Origin of the sequence: Vibrio sp. 10N.261.52.C2, assembly GCF_041471425.1 — a bacterium.
Classification (GTDB): domain Bacteria; phylum Pseudomonadota; class Gammaproteobacteria; order Enterobacterales; family Vibrionaceae; genus Vibrio; species Vibrio crassostreae_C.
In genome coordinates, this window is sequence record NZ_JBFROH010000031.1 from 1 (window position 1) to 22,657 (window position 22,657).

The 22,657-nt window shown below is 45.1% G+C and carries 17 protein-coding genes; 11 read left to right on the forward strand and 6 right to left on the reverse strand.

The features are described 5' to 3' along the window. Positions 1-95: 95 nt before the first annotated feature. From AB4307_RS12245 to AB4307_RS12260, 4 genes are all read right to left on the reverse strand, one after another. A complete protein-coding gene (locus AB4307_RS12245; protein ID WP_372131974.1) occupies positions 96-1,400 on the reverse strand; it encodes an outer membrane protein transport protein in 1,305 nt (434 codons plus the stop codon). Positions 1,401-1,696: 296 nt separating this feature from the next. After that, positions 1,697-2,959, reverse strand: coding sequence for an outer membrane protein transport protein (locus tag AB4307_RS12250; RefSeq protein WP_102320197.1), 1,263 nt, complete (start codon positions 2,957-2,959; stop codon positions 1,697-1,699). A gap of 297 nt (positions 2,960-3,256) precedes the next feature. After that, complete coding sequence (locus AB4307_RS12255) at positions 3,257-3,985, reverse strand: DUF3379 domain-containing protein (protein ID WP_372131976.1); 729 nt, start codon at positions 3,983-3,985, stop codon at positions 3,257-3,259. Beyond that, the gene (locus AB4307_RS12260; protein ID WP_017060646.1) at positions 3,978-4,526 is read right to left on the reverse strand and encodes a sigma-70 family RNA polymerase sigma factor; all 549 of its coding nucleotides are present in this window, start codon (positions 4,524-4,526) and stop codon (positions 3,978-3,980) included. The genes AB4307_RS12255 and AB4307_RS12260 overlap by 8 nt, the downstream gene beginning before the upstream one ends. Before the next feature lie 553 nt (positions 4,527-5,079). On the opposite strand from AB4307_RS12260, the gene fadI reads away from it, so the two are divergent. Continuing rightward, a complete protein-coding gene (gene fadI / locus AB4307_RS12265) occupies positions 5,080-6,387 on the forward strand; it encodes an acetyl-CoA C-acyltransferase FadI (protein ID WP_017060645.1) in 1,308 nt (435 codons plus the stop codon). Beyond that, on the forward strand, positions 6,387-8,603 hold the full coding sequence (gene fadJ / locus AB4307_RS12270; RefSeq protein WP_017071729.1) for a fatty acid oxidation complex subunit alpha FadJ: 2,217 nt from the start codon (positions 6,387-6,389) through the stop codon (positions 8,601-8,603). Before fadI ends, fadJ begins: the two co-directional genes overlap by 1 nt. Before the next feature lie 303 nt (positions 8,604-8,906). On the opposite strand, the gene AB4307_RS12275 is transcribed toward fadJ, so the two are convergent. Then, positions 8,907-11,684 (reverse strand): insulinase family protein, encoded by a 2,778-nt coding sequence (locus AB4307_RS12275; protein ID WP_372131979.1) that lies wholly within the window; start codon positions 11,682-11,684, stop codon positions 8,907-8,909. 305 nt (positions 11,685-11,989) lie between these two features. Here AB4307_RS12275 and sixA point away from each other — a divergent pair, with 305 nt between their 5' ends. Beyond that, the gene (sixA, locus tag AB4307_RS12280) at positions 11,990-12,454 is read left to right on the forward strand and encodes a phosphohistidine phosphatase SixA (RefSeq protein ID WP_017064097.1); all 465 of its coding nucleotides are present in this window, start codon (positions 11,990-11,992) and stop codon (positions 12,452-12,454) included. Positions 12,455-12,563: 109 nt separating this feature from the next. On the opposite strand, the gene smrB is transcribed toward sixA, so the two are convergent. After that, positions 12,564-13,094: an endonuclease SmrB gene (gene smrB, locus AB4307_RS12285; RefSeq protein WP_017064096.1), complete on the reverse strand. Its 531-nt coding sequence runs from the start codon at positions 13,092-13,094 to the stop codon at positions 12,564-12,566. A gap of 62 nt (positions 13,095-13,156) precedes the next feature. On the opposite strand from smrB, the gene prmB reads away from it, so the two are divergent. The 8 genes from prmB (at position 13,157) to AB4307_RS12325 (ending at position 22,652) form a co-directional block, all read left to right on the forward strand. Next, a complete protein-coding gene (prmB, locus tag AB4307_RS12290) occupies positions 13,157-14,089 on the forward strand; it encodes a 50S ribosomal protein L3 N(5)-glutamine methyltransferase (RefSeq protein WP_017060640.1) in 933 nt (310 codons plus the stop codon). A 253-nt stretch (positions 14,090-14,342) separates the two neighbouring features. After that, positions 14,343-14,984 (forward strand): LysE family translocator, encoded by a 642-nt coding sequence (locus AB4307_RS12295; protein ID WP_017060639.1) that lies wholly within the window; start codon positions 14,343-14,345, stop codon positions 14,982-14,984. 535 nt (positions 14,985-15,519) lie between these two features. Further along, on the forward strand, positions 15,520-16,977 hold the full coding sequence (locus tag AB4307_RS12300; protein WP_372131981.1) for a protein adenylyltransferase SelO: 1,458 nt from the start codon (positions 15,520-15,522) through the stop codon (positions 16,975-16,977). Positions 16,978-17,136: 159 nt separating this feature from the next. Next, complete coding sequence (locus AB4307_RS12305) at positions 17,137-17,865, forward strand: response regulator (protein WP_017060637.1); 729 nt, start codon at positions 17,137-17,139, stop codon at positions 17,863-17,865. Between the two features lie 45 nt (positions 17,866-17,910). Further along, positions 17,911-19,356 (forward strand): ATP-binding protein, encoded by a 1,446-nt coding sequence (locus tag AB4307_RS12310; protein ID WP_017064094.1) that lies wholly within the window; start codon positions 17,911-17,913, stop codon positions 19,354-19,356. A gap of 111 nt (positions 19,357-19,467) precedes the next feature. Next, a complete protein-coding gene (locus AB4307_RS12315; RefSeq protein ID WP_017066147.1) occupies positions 19,468-20,715 on the forward strand; it encodes an ABC transporter substrate-binding protein in 1,248 nt (415 codons plus the stop codon). 144 nt (positions 20,716-20,859) lie between these two features. Beyond that, positions 20,860-21,798 (forward strand): carbohydrate ABC transporter permease, encoded by a 939-nt coding sequence (locus AB4307_RS12320; protein WP_009848503.1) that lies wholly within the window; start codon positions 20,860-20,862, stop codon positions 21,796-21,798. Further along, the gene (locus tag AB4307_RS12325; protein WP_239717622.1) at positions 21,795-22,652 is read left to right on the forward strand and encodes a carbohydrate ABC transporter permease; all 858 of its coding nucleotides are present in this window, start codon (positions 21,795-21,797) and stop codon (positions 22,650-22,652) included. The genes AB4307_RS12320 and AB4307_RS12325 overlap by 4 nt, the downstream gene beginning before the upstream one ends. The last annotated feature ends 5 nt before the right edge of the window (positions 22,653-22,657 follow it).

Consider the following 22,657-nt stretch of genomic DNA (forward strand, 5'->3'; position numbering starts at 1 on the left):
TTTTCCGGATTGGTATTAGAAAACCGATAAAAGACAGGCTCGATGTTGATGCAACATCGAGCCTTTTTAATATTTTCTACTTTTAGGGCGGTAGATTAGAAGCGGTAGTTCGCTTGGATGCCCACTAACCAGATGCTACCAGTCACTTCACCTTCGAAGTCACCACCAAATGGCGCAGAACTTGCGTCATCTTCAACCATTTTTGCGTCTTTCGCTAGGATGTAAGTGAAACCAGCGTCTAGTGTTAGTTGCTCAGACCATTGGTAGCCAGCACCAATACTTAACCAAGTGCGGTCCGTTTCAGGAATCGTCGCAGTACGGTGCTCTTCGCTTACAGCAGAAGTGTCATATGCGATACCAGAACGTAGAGCTAACTTAGGCGTCATTTGGTAAGTTGTACCGATCGCAAAGCGGTAGTTGTCTTCCCAGTTCTCTTGCTTGATATCTTGAGTTCGAGCAGGACCGAATTCAGGGATGTCAGCTACTAGTTCTTCAAAGCTACTCCAATTAGTCCAGTTAACGCTCGCATGTACAGCGACTTTATCTGATAGTTGATGGAAGCTTGCAAGCTCGGCGGTTGCTGGCAATGCAAGTTGCATTGAGCCGTTATATTTTGACTTCACAGGAGTACCTAAAGCGCCAGCAACAGCATCAAAAGCGACACCATTTGCGTGGCCCTCAAGCGTTAGGTCTACTTCTGACTTGTAGGTAAAACCAAGGCGGTTGTTTTCATTGATCTGCCAAGCGGTACCAACTTGCCAGCCCCACGCTGTGTCATCACCTTCCATGTATTTTAAAGCTGTACCTTGAGGCATAGGAACTAGAGAGTTAACTGTAGATACCGCTCCAAAGCTACCTTCAGCCATGATGTAACGAATACCACCACCAATAGATACGCTTTCAAGTACTTGGTAAGCCGCGTTTAGGTTTAGCTCCATCGTAGTAACACTTGCTTCGTTACCGTGGTTTGCGCCACCAAAGTCTTTACCTAGGTCTGTTTCCATACCGTAGTTAGTGCCAGCAGCAAAGCCTAATGCGAACTTGTCGTTGTACTTATGAGAAACATAAAAGTTTGGGATTACTGCACTGTGCGCAAAATCGCTAGAATTTGACGAAGTAGATTGTCCCATCATGGACGTAGAAGTACCGTCGATATCGATGTTAGGGTCAACATAGATAGCACCAACAGAAACCTGAGTACCTTCTAGGTAAGTCAGCATGGCAGGGTTACGCCATTGTGCGTCTGCGCCGTCAGCCATTGCAGCTTCACCAGCGTATGCGCGGCCAAGGCCTGTTGCTGAGTATTCTGCTAGTTGAAAACCTGCCGCGTGAGTGACGGTAGAAGTCGAAAGTAGTCCAACTGCCACTGCAGCAGATAGAAGAGTCTTATTCATTTTCATTATTATGTTCGCTGAATCATAAGTATTTAGTGGCGTGATTCTACGTTTAGAGTCATTACTTTAAAAATGAAATTCGAATAAAACAGTGTTTTAGGGATTTAATGAGTAAATGTGTTTAATTATTAGAGAAATAATCTAAATGTTTCTGCTGTGTTGCGAAGTTTGAGCGTACACTTGTAGTCATATATTGACCTTGCAGGCTACAGTTGTAAGCTTAAATTGATGTAGGTCAGTGGTTTAGGCAATAAAAAAGGGTCGCATTATGCGACCCTTTGAGGTTTATAACCTAGCTTTTATTAGAAGCTACGGCTGTACTGTAGACCCATTAGGATTGCATCTGCACGAGTTGTTGCTGAAATTGACGAAACAACAGAAGTTGATTCATTAACTTTAACATCGTCGCCCATTAAGTATGTGAAACCAAAGTCTACGTTTGACGCTTCGTTGATGTGGTATGTGAAACCAGCTGAGAACCATTGGCGATCTGAATCTGGAACTGAAACTGAAGTGACTTCATCTTGTGCACTTGTGTCATACATGTAGCCGGCACGAAGTGTCCAATCGCGATTCATGTAATATGTACCACCTAGAGAGTAGTGCATACCATTCTGCCATTCGTAATTGTTTAGAACACCTGCTTTGTCTGCTTCTAGCTTGTCAAATGAGCTCCAACCAATCCATTGCACTGAGTAATGAACTGCGAATTTAGTATCTTCAATCTTGTGGAAACCAGAGAACTCAACCATATCAGGTAGAGGCATATGAAGAGTATCATCTTTATATTCAGTGCCTTGGTAGCTGATATCGCCTTCAGCTTCAAGTTTCGGAGAGTAGTGGTAAGCCAAACCAAAACGGTTATTTTCATTTAACTCGAAAACAGTACCAAGGTTAAAGCCCACAGCCCAACCATCCGCTTCAGCATCAAGAACTGTTTGACCTGCTTGTGGCAAGCCTGGGATTGGCGGAGTATTAACTTCCGAGCTCATTGTTCGTTTCAGTTCGCCTTTACCGTAAATAAGGTCAAGGCCTGCACCAAAGCTCCACTGTTTGTTTAGACGGTATGAACCAGCTAAACCAAAGTTAACACTTTTTACATCTGTTAGGCCGCCGTATTCACCACCCACATAGCTATCGCTGAATTCAGTTTTTGTACCGAAGTTAGAATAAGCATTTACACCCCATGCAAATTTATCATTTACTGGAACGATTAGATGAATGTTTGGTGCAATCGAAGTATCGCCAGCATCGTCATAGTCAGCATTGCTAGAATTACCGCCCATGAAGCCTGTGTAAGTAGCATCCTTGACTTCAATCATAGAAGTGATGCTTTCAAAACCAAGAGATAGTTCAGTTTTGTCAAACAGTGCCATTGCCGCAGGGTTACGTGCCATTACTGACGCGTTATCTGCGATTACTGCATCACCAGCGAAAGCACGGCCGATGCCGGTAGCTGATTGTGCGTTAAGTTGGAAACCTGCTGCCATCGCTTGCGAAGACGCCAGTGTGATTGTTACTGCTAAAAGAGACTTTTTAAACAGACGCGTGTTGTTGGTAGTCATTCATTTATTCCTTTATATATCCGCCTCTACAGGGCGATTAATTTGAGCAATTGCTCAATGGTGGCTGATCCTATTCGCAAGTATACGATATACAAATCCGACCATTGGGAATTTTGAGTGGAAAATTATGGAAATGACGCCTATCTGGCACGAAAATGGTGTGAAATGCTGTTTTTTAGAGTTTTAACTCTAGAGGTATTGGTGGTGTGAATGGTTTTGTGGTTTATTTATAAATAAAGCCCAGCAATATCAGTAATATAATTGCTGGGCCTTTTGTGACGGGGCTTTAAGAGCGAATCAGCTCATTGGTTTGATCATTTTTGTCAGCTTTTCGGCGATTTTGGAAACATCCTCACCATTTTCACCCACAAGGATTAAGCTGCTGCCATCTACGGGTGTTACCGAGCCGGACATGCCTTTTTCATCAAAATCGATAGGTTTGTCTGTTGGAATACCGGTTAAAAACAGTGTTACTTTGCCTTTTGCGCCTTGGAATACCATATGCACTGCGTTGGATTTACCAAAGCCACAGTGGTTTAGGTAATAGACGTGGTAAGGGAAAGTATCATCAAACTGAAAAGCAAATGGATTCATTTTTGCGTTGATCTGCTGCGATGTGACCTGTTCATCGATGTTACTAACAAAGCTCTTCTCATCAACCACATGCTTCATCGCCGTATCAACTAAACTAGCTTGCGCAGGTGAAACGAATGCATTTCCCCAATTCACTTGGCCAACTAATAGACCAGCAACAAACGCTACGGAAGCGGCCATTGCCATTGCTCGTCTCGCAAACGTTGGCCTTACTACTTTGCTTTCTTCGCTTGAGGTCTGATTGAACAGAATACGATCAGCAAGATCGTCTGGCACATCCACATTCATCGCAGAGTGGATCTGTTTATCAAGCGCTAGTACATCGTCTAAGAAGTTACTATTGGCTTCGCTATTCGCGGTCGCATCAACAATATCTTGTGTACGTTGTTTAGGTTTCGACAATACACGACGACGAAATTCCAAATCATCCATTATGTTGCCCCCTCTCTGCCTCTTCTGTATCCAACAGCTCTTTCAACTGATTTCGAGCTCTGAATAAACGTGTCATCACCGTGTTTTTGTTGAGATCGAGAATATCGGCAATCTCATCACCACTAAAACCACCAATCACTTGCAAGAAGAGAGGTTCACGGTAATCAATTTCAAGTTTCATGATCTGGGCTTGCAACCACTGATGCTGATGGTGCGGGTCATCACTGACACTAGCATCGTTACCGTGATCGTCGATATCAACCAGATCAAACTGTTTGCGTTCAAAACGTCGAGCGTTCTCGCGTCTCAAGATGGTAATCAGCCAAGATTTGGCGGCTTTTTCATCTTGAAGGCTATCGAGTGACTTCCATGCACGAAGGCAAGTTTCTTGAACTAAGTCTTCGGCAATGCTTTTGTCTTTGCATAACCAATAGGCGTAGCGAAAGAGGTCACGATGATAGGCGCGCACAAGTGCTTCGTATTTTCTTTGTTTGTCCATATCAGAGTTGACCGGACGCTTGGCTGTTTTCTTTCCAAACATTTTTATTATTGACACACGAGCCTCCATAATTGCTCTGCGTATAGCTGTCCTCTATACGTTGTGCTTCGTTTTTATATTTTTAGAGCTAACGATCGGCAGGAAATCGTAAAATCACATTAAAATTGATCTACTTCAAAATCTAAGGCCTCGAACCCGTTATAGTACACCTTGTCGTCTAGTTAGTCATTCGTGGCTAGCATGTTGAGCAAGACGACACTTCCTTTTGAAGGCTGACTTTACTTTCTCCTAATCAGGAAACTGATTATTTCAATTGGCGCTAAGTTAATTGCTTTATATACATTCCGACCACACAGCTTTGTGTGGTTTTTTTTTGCCTCAAGAAAACCATTCCCTACACAGCGATAACAGTCTTTGCTTACAATAGTTTAGTCTCTTACGACAACCTTTCCCCCCAAAAAGGTTCGCCTGAATGCGCAGTTATATTTTCAAACAGTGAGATACTCGTATCACGTTTATTTAAACGCTCGTTTGATTTAATTAACAACTTCTTTACAATGCTTCAGGTCAGACCTCTTAACTTTAAGGAGAAACCATGGGCAAACAGGAAGTCAAAACGCGTTCTGGAGAACGTGTTGCCGTTGTCGCTGGATTACGAACCCCATTTGCTCGTCAGAGCACAGAATTTAGCCAAGTGCCTGCGGTTGACCTAGGCAAAATGGTTGTGAGCGAAATGCTTGCAAGAACGGATGTCGATCCTGCGCTTATCGAACAAGTTGTGTTCGGCCAAGTAGTGCAAATGCCAGAAGCGCCGAACATTGCGCGTGAAATCGTGTTGGGCACAGGCATGAACATCAATACCGATGCCTACAGTGTCACACGAGCATGTGCGACCAGCTTCCAAGCGGCAGTTAACGTGACCGAAAGCATTATGGCTGGCACGATTGATATCGGTATTGCGGGCGGTGCGGACTCTTCTTCTGTATTGCCTATCGGTGTTTCGAAAAAGTTAGCGGCAAATCTATTAGCGCTGAGTAAAACGAAAACTATGGGTCAAAAGCTGAAAATTCTTAAAACACTTTCCGTAAAAGATTTGATGCCAGTACCACCTGCAGTTGCTGAATACTCGACCGGTTTATCCATGGGACAAACGGCTGAGCAAATGGCTAAGACGCATGGTATTACTCGCGAAGCTCAAGATGCACTTGCTCACCGTTCTCACTCTTTGGCTTCTCAGGCATGGAAAGAAGGCAAGATTAAAGACGAAGTGATGACGGCATTCCCGGCACCTTACAAAAAGTATCTAGCGGAAGACAACAACATTCGCCACGACTCAACGGTTGAAGGATACGCCAAGCTACGTCCTGCTTTTGATAGAAAGTACGGCAGTGTAACGGCAGCCAATGCTACGCCACTGACTGATGGCGGTGCAGCAGTGATGTTGATGCGCGAAGGTAAAGCGAAAGAACTAGGCTTAGAAGTGCTTGGTTATATTCGTGGTTATGCGTTCTCAGCGATTGGTGTTGAAACAGATATGTTGATGGGCCCGACTTACGCGACCTCACAAGTATTAAAGAACACCGGTTTAGAGTTGTCAGACCTTACACTGATCGAGATGCATGAAGCATTCGCTGCCCAAGTTTTGGCTAACGTTAAAATGTTCGCGAGCGATGAGTTTGCACAGAAGAATCTTGGCCGCGACAAAGCGATCGGTGAGATTGATATGGAGAAGTTCAACGTGCTGGGTAGCTCGATTGCTTACGGACATCCGTTTGCAGCGACTGGCGCGCGCATGATGACTCAAACATTACGTGAACTGAAACGTCGCGGTGGCGGCTTGGCATTGAACACAGCGTGTGCGGCTGGTGGTTTAGGTGCAGCAATGATCTTGGAGGTAGAATAATGTCTACGACTCTTGATGCAACAACAGAAAAAGAAACAGTCGCTCAACCAGATTCAACCTCTGCGACTGAATCAACCAAAAAGAAAGCGACAGCATTTACTCTCAATATCGATGAGCAAGATATTGCTTGGTTAGCGATTGATGTACCAAACGAGAAAATGAACACGCTGCAAGCGGCTTTTGCTGAAGAAATGAAAGCCATCTTCGAGCAACTCAAAGAAAAGCAAAGCCGAGTTAAGGGCCTAATCGTTCATTCTCTTAAGCCAGATAACTTTATCGCTGGTGCTGATGTAAGAATGCTTGATGCGTGTAAAACGGCTGACGAAGCACAGTCTCTGGCTCGCCAAGGGCAGGAGATGTTCCAAACGCTTTCTGAACTACCGTACCCAGTAGTCGCAGCGATTCACGGCCCATGTTTAGGTGGTGGTTTAGAGCTTGCACTGGCGTGTGATTACCGTGTATGTACCGATTCAGATAAGACTCGCGTTGGTCTGCCAGAAGTACAGTTAGGTCTGTTACCAGGCTCTGGCGGTACACAGCGTCTACCTCGCCTTATTGGTTTGCTGCCATCTCTTGACCTAATCCTTACGGGTAAGCAACTGCGCGCTAAGAAAGCGAAATCGCTCGGTGTTGTCGATGCTTGTGTGCCTGAAACTATCCTGCTTGAAGTCGCTAAAAGCTTTGTTGAAAAGAATGCGGGCAGTAAAAAAGGTAAGCGTCTGGCGTCGAAAAGCCAAGCGTCGACTAAAGAAAAGCTGATTTCACGCACGGGCCTTGGTCGCAAAGTGATTTTTGAACAGGCTTCAAAGAAGACGAATCAGAAAACACGCGGAAATTACCCAGCAGCAGATGCGATTCTAGACGTCATTCGTTATGGCCTAGAGAACGGCTTTGATAAAGGCCTTCAGTACGAAGCGAAGCGTTTCTCAGAACTGGTTATGACTTCAGAGTCTAAAGCCCTTCGTTCGATTTTCTTTGCAACCACGGAAATGAAAAAAGAACACGGCGCAGACGCAGAACCCAAAGCGGTTAAGCGTGTTGGTGTGCTAGGCGGTGGTCTTATGGGCGCAGGCATCAGCCATGTCAGTGTTGCTAAGGCGAAAGTGCCTGTACGCATTAAAGACGTATCAAATGAAGGTGTACTGAACGCGCTTAACTACAACTTCAAGTTGTTCGATAAGCAGCGTAAGCGTCGCATTCTGAGCCGAGCGGGCCTTGAAAGTAAGATGCTTCAACTGTCTGGTGGTATCGACTTTACGAGCTTTAATCACACCGATGTGGTGATTGAAGCGGTATTTGAAGACCTCGACCTTAAGCAGTCAATGGTTGCGGACATCGAAGCCAATGCCAAGCCAGAGACTATTTTCGCGACGAATACGTCTTCATTGCCGATCCATAAGATTGCGGAGAAGGCGCAGCGACCAGAAAACGTGGTCGGTCTTCACTACTTCAGCCCAGCCGAAAAAATGCCGCTAGTAGAAGTTATCCCTCATGAAACTACGTCAGAAGAGACGATTTCTACGGTTGTTGCATTAGCGAAGAAGCAAGGTAAAACGCCGATTGTTGTGAAAGACACGGCTGGTTTTTATGTGAACCGTATTCTTGCTCCGTACATGAACGAAGCAGCGCATTTACTGCTAGCGAACGAGCCGATTGAAAAGCTCGACAGCACGTTATTGGACTTCGGTTTCCCGGTTGGTCCTATCACTTTATTAGATGAGGTGGGTGTTGATATCGGTGCGAAGATCATTCCGATTTTAGTGAATGAGCTTGGCGATCGTTTCCAAGGTCCTGATGTGTTCGATATTCTTTTGAATGACAATCGTAAAGGCCGCAAGAGTGGTAAAGGTTTCTACACTTACAAAGGCAAGAAGAAGGAAGTGGATAAGTCAGTTTACAAGCTGCTTAAGCTGCAACCAGATCCTAAGTTGAGCGATAACGATATCGCGATGCGCTGTGTGTTACCTATGCTAAACGAAGCGGTTCGTTGTCTAGACGACGGCATTATCCGCAGCCCTCGTGATGGTGATATCGGTGCGATTTTCGGTATCGGTTTCCCGCCATTCCTAGGTGGTCCGTTCCGTTATATGGATCAAATCGGCATTAAGTCACTGGTTGAGATGATGAACGATTTCGCTAAGAAGTACGGTGATCGTTTCGCGCCATGTGATGGCCTACTGACACGTGCTGGATTGGGTGAGTCTTTCTACAAGTAACTCTCTAACTCATTGATTAAGAAGCCCGTATCAAGCAATTGATGCGGGCTTTTCTGTTTTATGAACGAGTGTGAAAGGAATGAGATTCCCGACTCAGTCGTTCCTCCTTCTCGGGAATGATGATTGAGAGATAAAAAGTAAGTTATTGCGTTGATTAGAAAGGTGGTCAAACACACGTCAATCAAAACTACCGTCATCTCATAAAGCGACGAAGGAGCGTAATAGGAGATCTGCTTTTGGGCTGCATCCAATAAAAAAGGTTGATGCTTTCACATCAACCTTATGATTTTCATTCCAGCTTTATCAGCCTAGCTCAGTATCTTTCGGGCGTAACTGAAACTCATCAATAGAGCCAATTTCAACACCTGCTGACAGCTTCTCTTCCTCATTATGAGCATTACCGTGAGCATGCATAATCAGGCGATTTGCCGTGCGTGGTTTTAGCTGGCTAACCACAAAACGCATCATGTCTGAGCGAGTTAACCCCTTAAGGTCTTCCAATACGCGCTCTCTCTGGTTGAACTCAACATCCTTATTGCCTATCGCAACCCATAAGCGCTGAGCTCGCCCTCGCAAAGTTGTATCTGGTGTCGAAATCTGATTCCAGAGACCGCGCTTACTGCTGTGCCATTGATAGTCGTTAAGCTCCAACAGCACCATGTAAAAGGCATTGAGGAACTCATCTATTGAAGCTAACAAGTCAGCAGGGGCGGCATTCGGTGATTGCACATACAACACAATACCAGGGTGTCGGTTGAGCGGCATATTGCCAGTACCGACCATGTAACCTAGCTGCTGCTTGGTTCGTATCTCATGGAAGAAAGTGGCCGACATCAAATGGTTTGCCAATGAATACAGCGCGATATTTTTAGGTGAAATATCAGGGCATTGGTAATAAACCACAATTGCTGAATCATCTTGGTTACACACCACTTCACGTTGGAAGCTGCCGTTTTCACCGAGCATGATGAGCGGACGCAGTGATTCTTCGTAAGCCTGATCTTGAACACGCAGTGCATCTTTTAGCGTTTCAGCCATCTTGTGTGCATCGGCTTTTTTCCAGTCGCCATACACAAACATCTCAACATGAAGTTCCGCCAAGATTGCTTGAACAAAAGAGGAGAGCTCATCGACCTCTATCGTTTCTAGGGCTTCAATTAACACGGAATAAGGCGGGTTATTTGGTTGAAGTATCCCAGTCATTGCATTAAACAACTGCGAAATAGGGCGATCTTGCGACGCGTTGTTCCAGTTTCTGAGCAATTGATGCTTGATGGTTTCGAAGCGTGTTGGACTAAAGTCGCGTGCTTGGAAACGTTCAAGAATCATATTGAGCAGTTGTGGCTGTTTCTCGCTAAACCCGGACAGAGTGAGCGTTACACCGCCCTGATGGGTGTACATGTTGTAGCCCATTCCGGCGATTTCAGCCTGATACGTATCTTTTTCGAGTGAGTCTAAGAACATCTCTACGCACAAGCGTGTTTTAACGATATTTCTTGGGCTAGCAACTGAGTGCGGGCTATCGATAGCAACATACACCACACCTTTTGGCACCCGGAATTGATGGTCTTGCAGATGCCATAGCTTAAAGCCATCGAGCTCTTCTAACAGTTGTGGGAACTTAGCGTCACCTTCGAGTTCAGTCGGGTCTAGATCGTAGCAAATAAACGGGTTTTTGCTTGGGAGTTCAAACTGCCAACCGGGGTTAATGCACGTAAAGCATTGAACTTGTTCAGCGCTAAAAGGTGTGACCGAGTAGGGCGTAAAGTACCACTTCGCTTCCCTGTCATACTCGAATCCCTGAGCAACAATGGTTGCCCGCATGTTGTCGACGGTTAAGTAAGGCAGCAAAGCACGCTGTAATTCGTCATCGAAATGCGACATTTTGTAATCGCCATACACCACATCTTGCTCTTGGTAGTGCTGCATGTTGATGACGAGGTGGCTGACGACATCAAGCGGTCTTGCTGGCTCTTGAAAGCGGAAAGCAGACTCTAAAACGGCGCGTTTTTCTAGGTAGCGCCACTCTTCTATGCCTTGTTGTTCGACTAACTTGATGTACTGAAATATCGCTTGGATGATGTTATCGGTTTTGGTTAAACCTTCTATGGTCAATGAGCAACTGACTGTGAAATCACGGTAGTTACTGCCACTCGCGCCACCACCTGCAGAGAGAGATGTTATCCAGCCTTTCTCTTTGAGTTGCATCATCAAACTGCCTTCACCTTCGTAACCTAAAAGGTGGGCAAAGAACGACAAAGGCTTAACGCCGTAGTGTTCGTCCATGCTTGGCATCGGGAAGGTTAAGATCAGTTTGCGCACTTCTTTAATCGGCTCAACGCGGACTTGTACACCCGTACTTAACTCGCCGACAATCGGAACTTCAACCTTTTTGCCTTGTAGGTTGTGATTGGTGATTGAGCTAAAGCGATCCTCAACCCAGCTTTGCATCTCATCTAACGACTGATTGCCAGACAGTGTCAGTGTCATCAAGTCAGCAGAGTATTGTTGCTGGTGGAAAGCTAAAATCTCTTGTCGAATCGTCTCGCCGTTTCTGTCGCCCAACGTATCGATATTACCGACAGAAAACTTCGAGAATGGGTGATTGTGATTCACCAGTTCTTTGGTAACTTGGTACAAGCGTCGTGAGTCGTCGTTGAGTTTCATCTTGTATTCGGAGTCAACGGCTTGGCGTTCTTTGTCTAACGCTTCTTCGTTGAAAAGGGGAGCGGTAAAAAATTGGCTGAAGCGATCAAGTGCGGTTTCAAAGGCATTCAATTCAACATCAAAAAAGAAGCAGGTGTGCTCTGTTCCTGTCCAAGCGTTGTTGCTACCGCCATGCTGGCTGATAAAACTTTGGAACTCTCCGACCTTTGGATACTTTTCAGTTCCCAAAAATAGCATATGCTCTAAGTAGTGAGCTAAACCCTCTCGGTCTGTAGGGTCATCAAAATGCCCCACATTGACGGCTAATGCGGCTGCTGCTTTTTGAGCATTTTGATCCTGAACTAACAGTACACGTAACCCGTTATTTAAGTTTATGTAGCGGTATTGATGTTCATCATTTGGGCTTAAGTGCACAGGAGCATCTCCAGAGAAGGTGGTTTTTAAATTATGTACCCGATGATTCGGCGTGCAAACCTTGTGATCATATTTTGGGATATGAAGTGCTTTTTGGCGATTTCTAAATCATTTTTATCGATTTTTATCAGTAATTTATTTTCTTTTAACAAGATTGTTAAGAAAGTCGAACTCTTTGGCAAGTGACTTGATATAATTATTTATATTGACTGCGGTTTCTCTGGATTGAGAGCCAAACCTAAGTAGCGTTTCGCTGATATATGGGATATATCGACTTTCGACATGTTACGAAGACAGGATTGAACATGAAAATATTCATTATGCGCCACGGTGAAGCAGAACATTTTGCCAACTCGGATGCAGAAAGAGCGTTGACCAAGCGCGGGAAAATGGCTTCTCTTGCCGTGGCACAAGCTGCAAATGAGCAGGGGATTAGTCAATTCGATAAAGTGCTGGTGAGCCCATATTTAAGGGCACAAGAAACGTGGTTAGAGATCTCTCAGGCGTTTTCTGGAAAGAAAGTAGAAACCTGTGATGATATTACGCCTTATGGAATGTCCGACGATGTGTTTGATTTGACCTTAGCAATGGCTGAAGTAGAAAAACTAGAGACCATTTTATTTGTTTCTCATTTACCTCTAGTGGGCTACCTAACTGCAGAGTTTGCAACAGGCATGGCGCCGCCTATGTTTCCCACTTCGGGCCTAGCGTGTATCGACTTCAACCTTGAGACACAAAAAGGTGAGTTGCTTTGGAACATCAATCCATAAGCTCGTTGAGCTCTGTTTGATGACAAAGTTGCAGACAATTAGAAAGGGCATCTCAATATGATTGGGATGCCCTTTGTTGTTTTTTGGTGAGAGAGTTTGTTAACCAGAATTACTTCTCAGGAACCGAAAGCAAGACTAACAGCGCGCCATTGCCGCCAAACTCTAACGGCGCTTGGTGGAAAGCCATCACGTCTGGGTGCTGTGCTAACCACAAAGGCACCTTCTGTTTAAGGATGTGTTTACCGATACCGTGTTGAACACAGGCACACGCCACGCTCTCTTTCACGCAGTGCGCAATCATCGCGCCAAGCTCACGTTTGGCTTCTTGTTGAGTCATACCATGCATATCGAGATACACGTCAGGCACGTAGACACCACGACGGAGGCGCTTGACCTCATATTTAGAGACATCATCACGCGCATAACGCGTCGGACCGTCTTCGCTAAGATGCGGAATGAACTCATCCGAGAAATAAAACTCGCTATCACTGGCTTGTCTTGCCGTTCGAGTAATTTCTTTTTGCTTGGCATTTCTTTTTGGCTGCTGGACTATGGTATCCTGTTGCAACTTTTTAACGCCCTTTACTGCATCGTTGAACAGGGCGAAATCGTCATCGAAGTCGGTGTCTTTTTTGCTCATCAGGTTATGAATTCTAATTAGAAACGTAATTAGCAGTATTGTAGCGCTTTTCGGAGACAATTTTGGATAAGATTTTTGTAGAAGAAGCGGTATCAGAACTACACACGCTTCAAGATGTGATTCGTTGGACTGTTAGCCGCTTTAACGCAGCGGGCCTATTTTATGGTCACGGCACTGATAACGCGTGGGATGAGGCAGTACAACTTATCTTACCTACTCTTTATCTGCCGATTGATGTTCCTTCGCATGTGATGAACTCTCGTCTAACGAGCAGCGAACGTCTACGTATTGTTGAGCGCGTAATCAAGCGTATTAATGATCGTACACCAACGGCTTACCTAACCAACAAAGCTTGGTTCTGTGGTCTTGAGTTCTTCGTTGATGAGCGCGTTCTTGTGCCTCGTTCTCCAATTGGTGAGCTGATCGAAGCTCAATTCCAACCTTGGTTAACTGAAGAGCCAACTCGCATCATGGATATGTGTACGGGTAGTGGTTGTATCGCTATTGCTTGTGCTCACGCATTCCCAGACGCTGAAGTAGATGCGATTGATATCTCTACTGACGCATTGCAAGTTGCAGAGCAGAACGTTCAAGATCACGGCATGGAGCAGCAAGTGTTCCCAATCCGTTCAGATCTTTTCCGTGATTTGCCAAAAGAGAAATACAACCTGATCGTATCTAACCCACCTTACGTGGACGAAGAAGATATGAACAGCCTGCCAGATGAGTTTACTCACGAGCCAGAACTTGGCCTAGCAGCGGGTACAGACGGTCTGAAATTGGTTCGTCGCATCTTAGCTAATGCACCAGACTACCTAACTGACGACGGTATTCTTATCTGTGAAGTTGGCAACTCAATGGTTCATATGATGGATCAGTACCCAGAGATTCCATTCACTTGGATTGAATTCTCTAACGGTGGTCATGGCGTATTCATGATCACTCGTGAGCAGCTTGTTGCTTGCGCTGATGAGTTTTCTATCTACAAAGACTAGGTTTCAATTATTAGGTTAGTGCCCCTATCTTAGGGCTGTAAGCTTAGAACCTGACATCTAGTAAGACGTTCGATTTGAAACGTTTTTATTTAAACGCCATGCAGCAATGCATGGCGTTTTTTATTGCCTAGATTAAAGATGTTTGCATTTATATCGAAGACGTTAAGCGCAATATTTAGTTGATTAATATGAGGGCTTATTACATATTGGTGTTTAATATTTAGTCGCTTTAGTGAGTTAAGGAGGATTCACGATGAGCTTTGATACATGGATTTATTATTTATTAGCGGTGCTAATTTTAACGGCATCACCAGGCCCAAGTTCTTTATTGTGCATGACCAAAGGTGTGCAATCTGGCTTTAAATTATCGATATTTACTGCCTTGGGGAGCTTAACTGCGATTACTGGTATTTTAACTTTATCGTTTACCGGGCTAGGGGTAATTATTGCTTCGTCTGAAGTGGTATTTAATGTCATAAAATGGACTGGTGCAGCTTATCTGATCTTCCTCGGTTGGAAGTCTCTGCGCTCTAGCCAACAAGATTATGACAAGTTATCGGATCAACAAGGCGGTGCTCAATCTGTCAAAGAAAGCGCTGCGCAGCATTACTTAAGTGGCTTTATTGTTGGCGCGAGTAACCCCAAAGCTATCTTGTTTTTTACTGCACTTTTCCCACAGTTTATTGATCCCTCAATTGCGCTATTACCACAGTTTACCGTGTTTGCTTTTACCTTCGCAGTGATGGAATTGTCTTGGTTATTGGTGTATGCCTACTTGGGGGCGAAGTCGTCAAATTGGTTGTTTGCGAAAGGTCGAGCCAAGGTCTTTAATCGTGTCACTGGAGGTGTCTTTATTGGGGCTGGCGCACTGCTTTCGACGACCAGTCGAGCATAACTTTCTGTTTTATCAGAGAGGTGAATGGTTACAGAATATTCTTGATGCTGTCATAAAAGGTTAATATTAATGTGCTTGCTGCTTTTGGCGAAAAGCCGATATATTGTAGTTACACCATCACGTTCTCAAGGAGAGACATATGCAGCATCAAGAAATGATTCAACACAGTAACTTTGGCGTAATCAGTCGTACTTGGATTTTCTCTACCCTTTCTCTAGTGGGTATTCTTGCTCTAATGTAGTCAGCTTCATGGCTCTATAGTTTTAGTTTTTATTATGAAATCACTTGTTAAAAAGTCTTCAAAGTCAGAACTCTTTCTCTTATAAATGTGGCTTTTCTCATCAGGCTAGCCACTTAACTTTTTCTTAGTCATCTTCTTCTAGCAAGCATCCCCCAGTAATTTACTCCTAGTCACCACTTTCTTCTTGTGGAATGGTTTATCACCTTACCTCTATAAACAAGCGCCATCGCACTTCTGAAGTTGTTACGAAACTGTGATAATCTTAAGTTATCTTTTATCTACAGTGTATCTCTCATGTCTGTCTGGGATTCTATTTCATTTAACAATCGATTTACTGCATTACCTCGACTGTTCTATACCCCAATTCAACCTACACCGCTCAGCAATGTCCAATGGCTCGCATGGAATCATAAGCTTGCGGATGAACTCGGTTTTTTGTCATTTGATGATGCTTCCGAGGAATTGCTTGAAACGTTATCTGGCAATGTTGAACCTGAGCAGTTTTCGCCTGTAGCAATGAAATACGCAGGCCACCAGTTTGGTTCTTATAACCCGGATTTAGGTGATGGAAGAGGGCTGTTATTAGCTCAAATTGTCGCGAAAAGTGGCGAAACGTTCGATTTACACCTTAAAGGTGCCGGTAAAACGCCCTATTCACGTATGGGCGATGGACGCGCTGTTATTCGATCAACCGTTCGTGAGTACTTATGTAGCGAAGCGATGGCAGGGCTCAATATCCCAACCACTCGCGCGTTGGCTATGATGACCAGCGACACACCGGTATATCGAGAGAAGCAAGAGTGGGGCGCATTGTTGGTGCGTGCTGCCGAATCACACATCCGTTTCGGTCACTTTGAACATCTGTTTTATACCAATCAGTTGGCTGATCATAAGTTGCTGGCCGATAAAGTCATTGAATGGCACTTCCCTGAGTGTCTCGATGAAGAGAAACCCTACGCTGCTATGTTTAATCAGATTGTTGACCGTACCGCGGAGATGATTGCGTTGTGGCAAGCGAATGGTTTTGCTCATGGCGTGATGAACACCGATAACATGTCGATCATCGGGCAAACTTTCGATTATGGCCCGTTCGCGTTTCTTGATGAATATGACCCAAGATTGATCTGTAATCACTCGGATTACCAAGGTCGTTATGCTTTTAACCAGCAGCCAAGAATAGGGCTTTGGAACCTGTCGGCACTGGCTCACTCACTTTCTCCGCTGGTGGATAAGGCCGACTTAGAGGCGGCTTTAGAGCAGTACGAACCGCAAATGAACGGTTACTTTAGTCAGATGATGCGTCGTAAGTTGGGGCTACTTTCGAAACAAGAAGGCGACAGTCGTTTGTTTGAATCTATGTTCGAGCTGATGTCGCAAAACAAAGTCGACTACCCAAGGTTCTTTAGAACGCTATCGAACCTAGACACCTTGTCGCCACAAGAAGTGATTGATCTGATAATTGATCGAGAGGCAGCAAAACTGTGGGTAGATAACTACTTACAACGCTGCGAATTGGAAGATAGCTCAGTGGTCGAGCGCTGCGAAAATATGAGACAGGTAAACCCGAAATACATCCTCAGAAACTACCTAGCTCAGCTAGCGATAGACAAAGCAGAGCGCGGTGATAGCAGCGATATTGACGCTTTGATGGTGGTACTGGCAGACCCTTATGCGGAACACCCGGATTATGAATACCTTGCGGCTCTACCTCCTGAGTGGGGTAAAGCCATGGAGATCAGCTGCTCTTCATAACCAACCAATAGCGGATTAAGCCCTAAAGATTCAGATAGAGGTCACTAAGTTGTGATCTTTATCTGTTTGTTCTTCTAACTTTACAAACATGTCAATAATCAAACAATCGGCCAGCCTATACACTATGTGAATAAGTTGTAAATTTAATAGGTTTGGGCGATGCCAACAAATACTCGAATTCTCGTGGTGGATGATGATCAAGAAATCCGCGAGCTGCTGGAAGAGTACCTCACAAAATCTGGTTTCGATGTTTCTTCTGTGGGAGATGGTGTTGAACTAGAAGCTCATCTGCAAAACCAAGGTTATCCAGATCTGATTCTGCTTGATGTGATGCTACCCGGTGACGATGGTTTTACCTTGTGTCAACGCGTCCGTAAGCAATCGAATGTGCCTATCATCATGCTGACTGCCGTATCGGATGAAACCGACCAAATTATCGGCTTAGAAATTGGTGCTGATGATTACATTGCCAAGCCGTTTAGCCCTCGTCAGTTAATGGCGCGTATCAAAGCGTTGTTGCGCCGCGTTCAAGTGGTGGATGACAAGACAAGTGATGCATTGCCAAAACAGATTGTTTTTGGTGATTGGACGCTTGATACGTTAGCGCATCGAATTTCCCACAATGAAAACTCGGAAGAGATGGATTTGTCGGGCAGTGATTTTTCTCTGTTGATGTTGTTCTTAACTCGCCCTAACGAAGTTCTCGACCGTGACACTATCTCATTCGCGACCAGAGGCCGTGAAGCGTTGCCTTTTGAGCGAGGCATTGATGTGCAGCTTAGTCGTCTGAGAAGCCGATTGGGCGACAGTGGCAAGTATCCTCACTACATCAAAACCATGCGCGGTAATGGCTATATCCTCGCTGTGCCTGTTCAGTATGAACACTGATAATCAAGTGATGTTAATTAGCACCTCGGCAATGAAGTATTTCCTATGAACGGGTTGAGTCGGTTAAAGCCAAACTCTTTGGTTGCCAGAACATTGTTACTGACCTTGTTAGCTGTGGTGATAGCTCAAGGTATCGCAACGTCTATTTGGTATAGCGAATCCAAACACAAAGAACTGGAGGGGATTCGTTCTGCCTCTTCAAGCATGGCCAATATGTTTGCCTCGACGGTGACTTTCTTCCAGTCTCTGCCCGTTAAATATCGCCATATCGTGTTGGATCAAATCCGTAATATGGGCGGTACGCGCTTCTTCGTTTCTTTCAATAAAGAGGCGTTGATTGTCGAACCGATCCCTGATACCCGTTTAAAAACCGCCTCGATTGAAGCGATAGAAAGTGTTTTGAGTAGCAAGCTCAATAAAGTCGAATCAGTGCGGGTTGATTTCTCTCGCCCTGAACATCTTCGTTTGCTTAAAAATGACATCTACTTGAGCGATCTCCCACGATCGTGGGCACATCATACTTTAACCTTAGAACCTCTTAACCCTCCTATTCTGGTTGTTCAGATAGAATTAGCCAGTCATGAATGGGTGTATATCGCCGCGTTGTTGCCTGCGCCTTACGTCAAACTCGACGATACGATTCTCGGCAGAGAACAGGTGATCTTCTTAGTTTCCTCGACCCTCATTCTTTTGGTTTTGACTTACTTGATGATTCGTCGGCAAGTACGCCCTCTTAAAAAATTAGCAAGAGCGGCCAATGAGATGAGTATGGATATTCAGCAGCCGCCACTTAACGAAGAGGGGGCTACTGAGCTGGTGACGGCGACCCGAGCGTTTAATCGAATGCAGCAACGGATTCGTCGCTATGTTGCCGACCGTGAGCACCTTTTCTCTGCAATCTCACATGATTTAAAGACACCAATAACACGGCTTAGACTACGAGCCGAGCTATTGGAAAGCGAAGTAAAGAAAGACAAGTTCAATAAGGATTTGGATGAGCTTGAGATGATGGTTAAGGGCGCTTTACAAGCGGTAAGAGATACCGACCTTCACGAAAACAACGCCATTATCGATCTCAATGAGATGATGCTCTCCGTGATTGAACTGCACAACCAACATCAAACCTTGGTTGAGTTTGAGCCCATTGTGGTTGACCCGTTAGTCGCCAAACCATTAGCCATTAAACGTGTGCTGACCAATCTTATCGACAACGCTGTGAAATATGGGACATCAGCTGAAGTCGATATTAACAGTGATTCGGTGTGGGTTATCGTGACTATTCAAGATCACGGAAAAGGTATTCCTGAAGACAAGTTAGAGTTGGTGTTTGAACCTTACTTCAGGCTCGCCACTGACGACCAAGGACACGGTTTAGGGCTTGGAATCTGTCGAAACATCCTACACGGACACGGCGGAGATCTCATTATTCGTAACTCCCCTCAAGGCGGCTTAGAAGCTAAAGTCTATATTCCACGAGGCCTAGAAGTTTAATGTAACAATTGTGTTACATTGAGCTTACCTTTTGTTTCAATCTTACAAATCAGAATAAGTAGACTCTGTTTTGAACCGGACGTCGAGTCCGCTAAAACATGGAAGATAATAATGAAAATCAATAAAACCCTACTTACTCTATCTCTTCTTGCTGCCTCAACATTTTCTCAAGCTGGTGAAGTGGAAGTGCTTCACTGGTGGACTGCCGGTGGCGAAGCGAAATCCGCAGCTGTACTGAAAGAGATGATTGAAGAACAAGGCCATACTTGGAAAGATTTCGCTGTTGCTGGTGGCGGCGGTGAAAGTGCGATGACTGTTTTGAAAACTCGAGCAGTGTCGGGCAATCCTCCATCTGCGGCGCAGATTAAAGGTCATGATATTCAAGAGTGGGGTGGTTTAGGTTTTCTAACGTCTCTCGATGCAACTGCGAAACAAGAAAAATGGGATGAGCTACTGCCAGAAGTGGTCACTAAAGTGATGAAGTGGGATGGCGAATATGTCGCAGTTCCTGTCAACGTTCACCGTGTTAACTGGCTTTGGGCGAACCCTGTTGTTTTAGAAAAATCAGGCGTGACGGTTCCAACTACGTTAGATGAGTTCTTTGTTGCCGCAGACAAGATTAAAGCGGCTGGCTTCATTCCACTGGCTCACGGTGGTCAACCTTGGCAAGACGCGACAGTCTTCGAAGCTGTAGCACTTGATGTACTAGGCAGTGAAGATTACAACAAAGCGTTCGTTGATCTGGATATGGACGTGTTATCTGGCGACAAAATGGTGGAAGTGTTCACCAAGTTCAAAAAGATGCGTGATTACATCGACAGCAACTCTCCGGGTCGTGATTGGAACGTAGCAACTTCGATGGTTATCAATGGCGAAGCGGCAATGCAGATCATGGGTGACTGGGCGAAAGGTGAATTTACTGCGGCAGGCAAAGTACCGGGTAAAGATTACATCTGTGCACCAGCACCGGGCACTGATGGCCAATTCACTTTCAACATCGATAGCTTTGCGTTCTTTGAGCTGAGTGACAAAGAGAACCAAAAAGCGCAGCAAGACCTAGCGAAAACCATTCTTACCAAAGATTTCCAAGAAGTCTTCAACCTTAACAAGGGTTCTATCCCTGTACGTCTAGATATGGACATGTCTAAGTTCGACCAATGTGCGTTGGATTCAATGGCAACCTTCAAAGCGAGTGCGAAATCTGGCGATCTTGTTCCGAGTATGGCTCACGGCCTAGCGACAACAAGCTACGCTCAAGGCGCGATTTACGACGTGGTAACCAACTTCTTCAACGAAAAAGATGCCGATCCAAAACAAGCGGCGGCTAAGTTAGCAAAAGCAGTGAAAGCGGCTATCTAATCTCAATTGGTTTAACACCAAACCCCCAGGGTGGGTAGGCTCGTAGGGAGCCTATCTGCTCTTCACTCCCAATTCTGATATGCGTGATGCTGATGTGGTGCCGAGAGGTAAGCCATTGGCTCGATTGTGCAACAAGGATAAGTTATGGAGCATGTTTTGACTGAGTCGACTCCAAAACCGACAAGGAGCCAGCCTGCACCGAAACCGAGTTTTGCTGACAGGTTGCAACATTGGTTACCTAAAATTGTACTGGCGCCGACCGCGTTAGTGACCGTGGTGTGTATCTACGGCTACATTTTTTGGACGGCAGCGTTGTCGTTCACTAACTCTCGATTTCTGCCGAGCTTTAACTTCGTTGGGTTAACCCAATATGAAAAGCTGATGGATAACGATCGCTGGATCACCTCAATCACCAACCTCGGTGTGTTTGGCTTTCTATTCATGGCTATTGCCATCTTGCTTGGTGTTGGTTTAGCGGTATTGCTTGACCAGAATATCCGCCAAGAAGGGGCAATTCGTACTATCTATCTGTACCCAATGGCGTTGTCATTCATCGTGACAGGTACGGCGTGGAAATGGATTCTTAATCCGGGTCTTGGCATTGAAAAGTTGATGCAAGATTGGGGATTTACTGACTTCAAATTTGATTGGTTAGTCGACTCGGAAATGTCGGTGTATACCTTAGTTATCGCGGCACTGTGGCAGTCTTCAGGCTTCGTGATGGCGATGTTCTTAGCGGGTCTGCGTGGTATCGATTCATCAATCATCAAAGCAGCTCAAATTGACGGTGCAAGCTTACCTACCATCTATCTCAAAATCATTCTACCTTGCTTGCGCCCTGTGGTTTTCAGCGCGGTGATCATCACGTCACACATTGCGATTAAGAGCTTTGACCTTGTGACCGCAATGACAGCGGGTGGCCCGGGTTATTCATCGGATCTTCCTGCGCTATTCATGTACGCACACTCATTTACACGTGGGCAAATTGGTCTTGGTGCTGCCAGTGCCATGATGATGCTTGCCGGTATTTTAGCGATTCTAGTGCCTTACCTTTACTCTGAACTTAGGGAGAAAAAGTCATGATGAATAACATCAATTTTGCTCGAATGTTTATCTATTCAGCACTGCTTTTCTTCTGTTTAGTGTATCTAATGCCATTGTTCGTAATGGCGCTCACTTCATTCAAAACTCTGCCTGATATCAAGGCGGGTAACTTGATGAGCTTGCCAAAAGAGTGGGTGTTTGATGCTTGGTATAAAGCGTGGGACACCGCTTGTACTGGTGTGAAGTGCGAAGGCATTAAAGGCTACTTCTGGAACTCGTTCCAAATGGTGATTCCTGCGGTAGCGATTTCAACATTGTTGGGTGCATTCAATGGCTATGTGGTAACGAAATGGCAATTTAGAGGCTCAAACCTGTTCTTTAGCTTGTTGCTCTTTGGCTGCTTCATTCCATTCCAAGTAGTGCTGCTGCCAATGGCAACCATGCTTGGCAAGATGGGGTTAGCGAACACCACGATTGGCTTGGTGATTGTGCACGTTATCTATGGCATGGCGTTTACCACTCTGTTTTTCCGTAACTTCTATATTTCGATTCCTGATGAATTGATCAAAGCGGCAAAACTTGATGGTGCAGGTTTCTTTACCATCTTCTTCAAGATCTTATTACCGATCTCAACGCCAATCATCATGGTGACGGTGATCTGGCAGTTCACCGCAATCTGGAATGATTTCTTGTTCGGGGTGGTTTACTCAGGTTCAGAAACTCAGCCGATCACCGTGGCATTAAACAACCTAGTCAACACCAGCACTGGCGTTAAAGAATATAACGTCGACATGGCTGCCGCGATTATCGCCGCACTACCAACACTGTTGGTGTACGTCTTCGCAGGAAAATATTTTGTTCGTGGCCTAACGGCAGGATCAGTAAAAGGATAATTACT

Excerpts from the sequence above, each read along its gene's own strand:
- smrB (WP_017064096.1), bottom strand. The coding sequence starts at position 13,094 with ATGAGCAAAAAAGACACCGACTTCGATGACGATTTCGCCCTGTTCAAC.
- AB4307_RS12295 (WP_017060639.1), top strand. The coding sequence starts at position 14,343 with ATGAGCTTTGATACATGGATTTATTATTTATTAGCGGTGCTAATTTTA.
- AB4307_RS12305 (WP_017060637.1), top strand. The coding sequence starts at position 17,137 with ATGCCAACAAATACTCGAATTCTCGTGGTGGATGATGATCAAGAAATC.
- AB4307_RS12315 (WP_017066147.1), top strand. The coding sequence starts at position 19,468 with ATGAAAATCAATAAAACCCTACTTACTCTATCTCTTCTTGCTGCCTCA.
- AB4307_RS12300 (WP_372131981.1), top strand. The coding sequence starts at position 15,520 with ATGTCTGTCTGGGATTCTATTTCATTTAACAATCGATTTACTGCATTA.
- AB4307_RS12320 (WP_009848503.1), top strand. The coding sequence starts at position 20,860 with ATGGAGCATGTTTTGACTGAGTCGACTCCAAAACCGACAAGGAGCCAG.
- fadI (WP_017060645.1), top strand. The coding sequence starts at position 5,080 with ATGGGCAAACAGGAAGTCAAAACGCGTTCTGGAGAACGTGTTGCCGTT.
- AB4307_RS12310 (WP_017064094.1), top strand. The coding sequence starts at position 17,911 with ATGAACGGGTTGAGTCGGTTAAAGCCAAACTCTTTGGTTGCCAGAACA.
- AB4307_RS12255 (WP_372131976.1), bottom strand. The coding sequence starts at position 3,985 with ATGGATGATTTGGAATTTCGTCGTCGTGTATTGTCGAAACCTAAACAA.
- fadJ (WP_017071729.1), top strand. The coding sequence starts at position 6,387 with ATGTCTACGACTCTTGATGCAACAACAGAAAAAGAAACAGTCGCTCAA.
- AB4307_RS12250 (WP_102320197.1), bottom strand. The coding sequence starts at position 2,959 with ATGACTACCAACAACACGCGTCTGTTTAAAAAGTCTCTTTTAGCAGTA.
- sixA (WP_017064097.1), top strand. The coding sequence starts at position 11,990 with ATGAAAATATTCATTATGCGCCACGGTGAAGCAGAACATTTTGCCAAC.
- AB4307_RS12260 (WP_017060646.1), bottom strand. The coding sequence starts at position 4,526 with ATGTTTGGAAAGAAAACAGCCAAGCGTCCGGTCAACTCTGATATGGAC.
- AB4307_RS12325 (WP_239717622.1), top strand. The coding sequence starts at position 21,795 with ATGATGAATAACATCAATTTTGCTCGAATGTTTATCTATTCAGCACTG.
- AB4307_RS12245 (WP_372131974.1), bottom strand. The coding sequence starts at position 1,400 with ATGAAAATGAATAAGACTCTTCTATCTGCTGCAGTGGCAGTTGGACTA.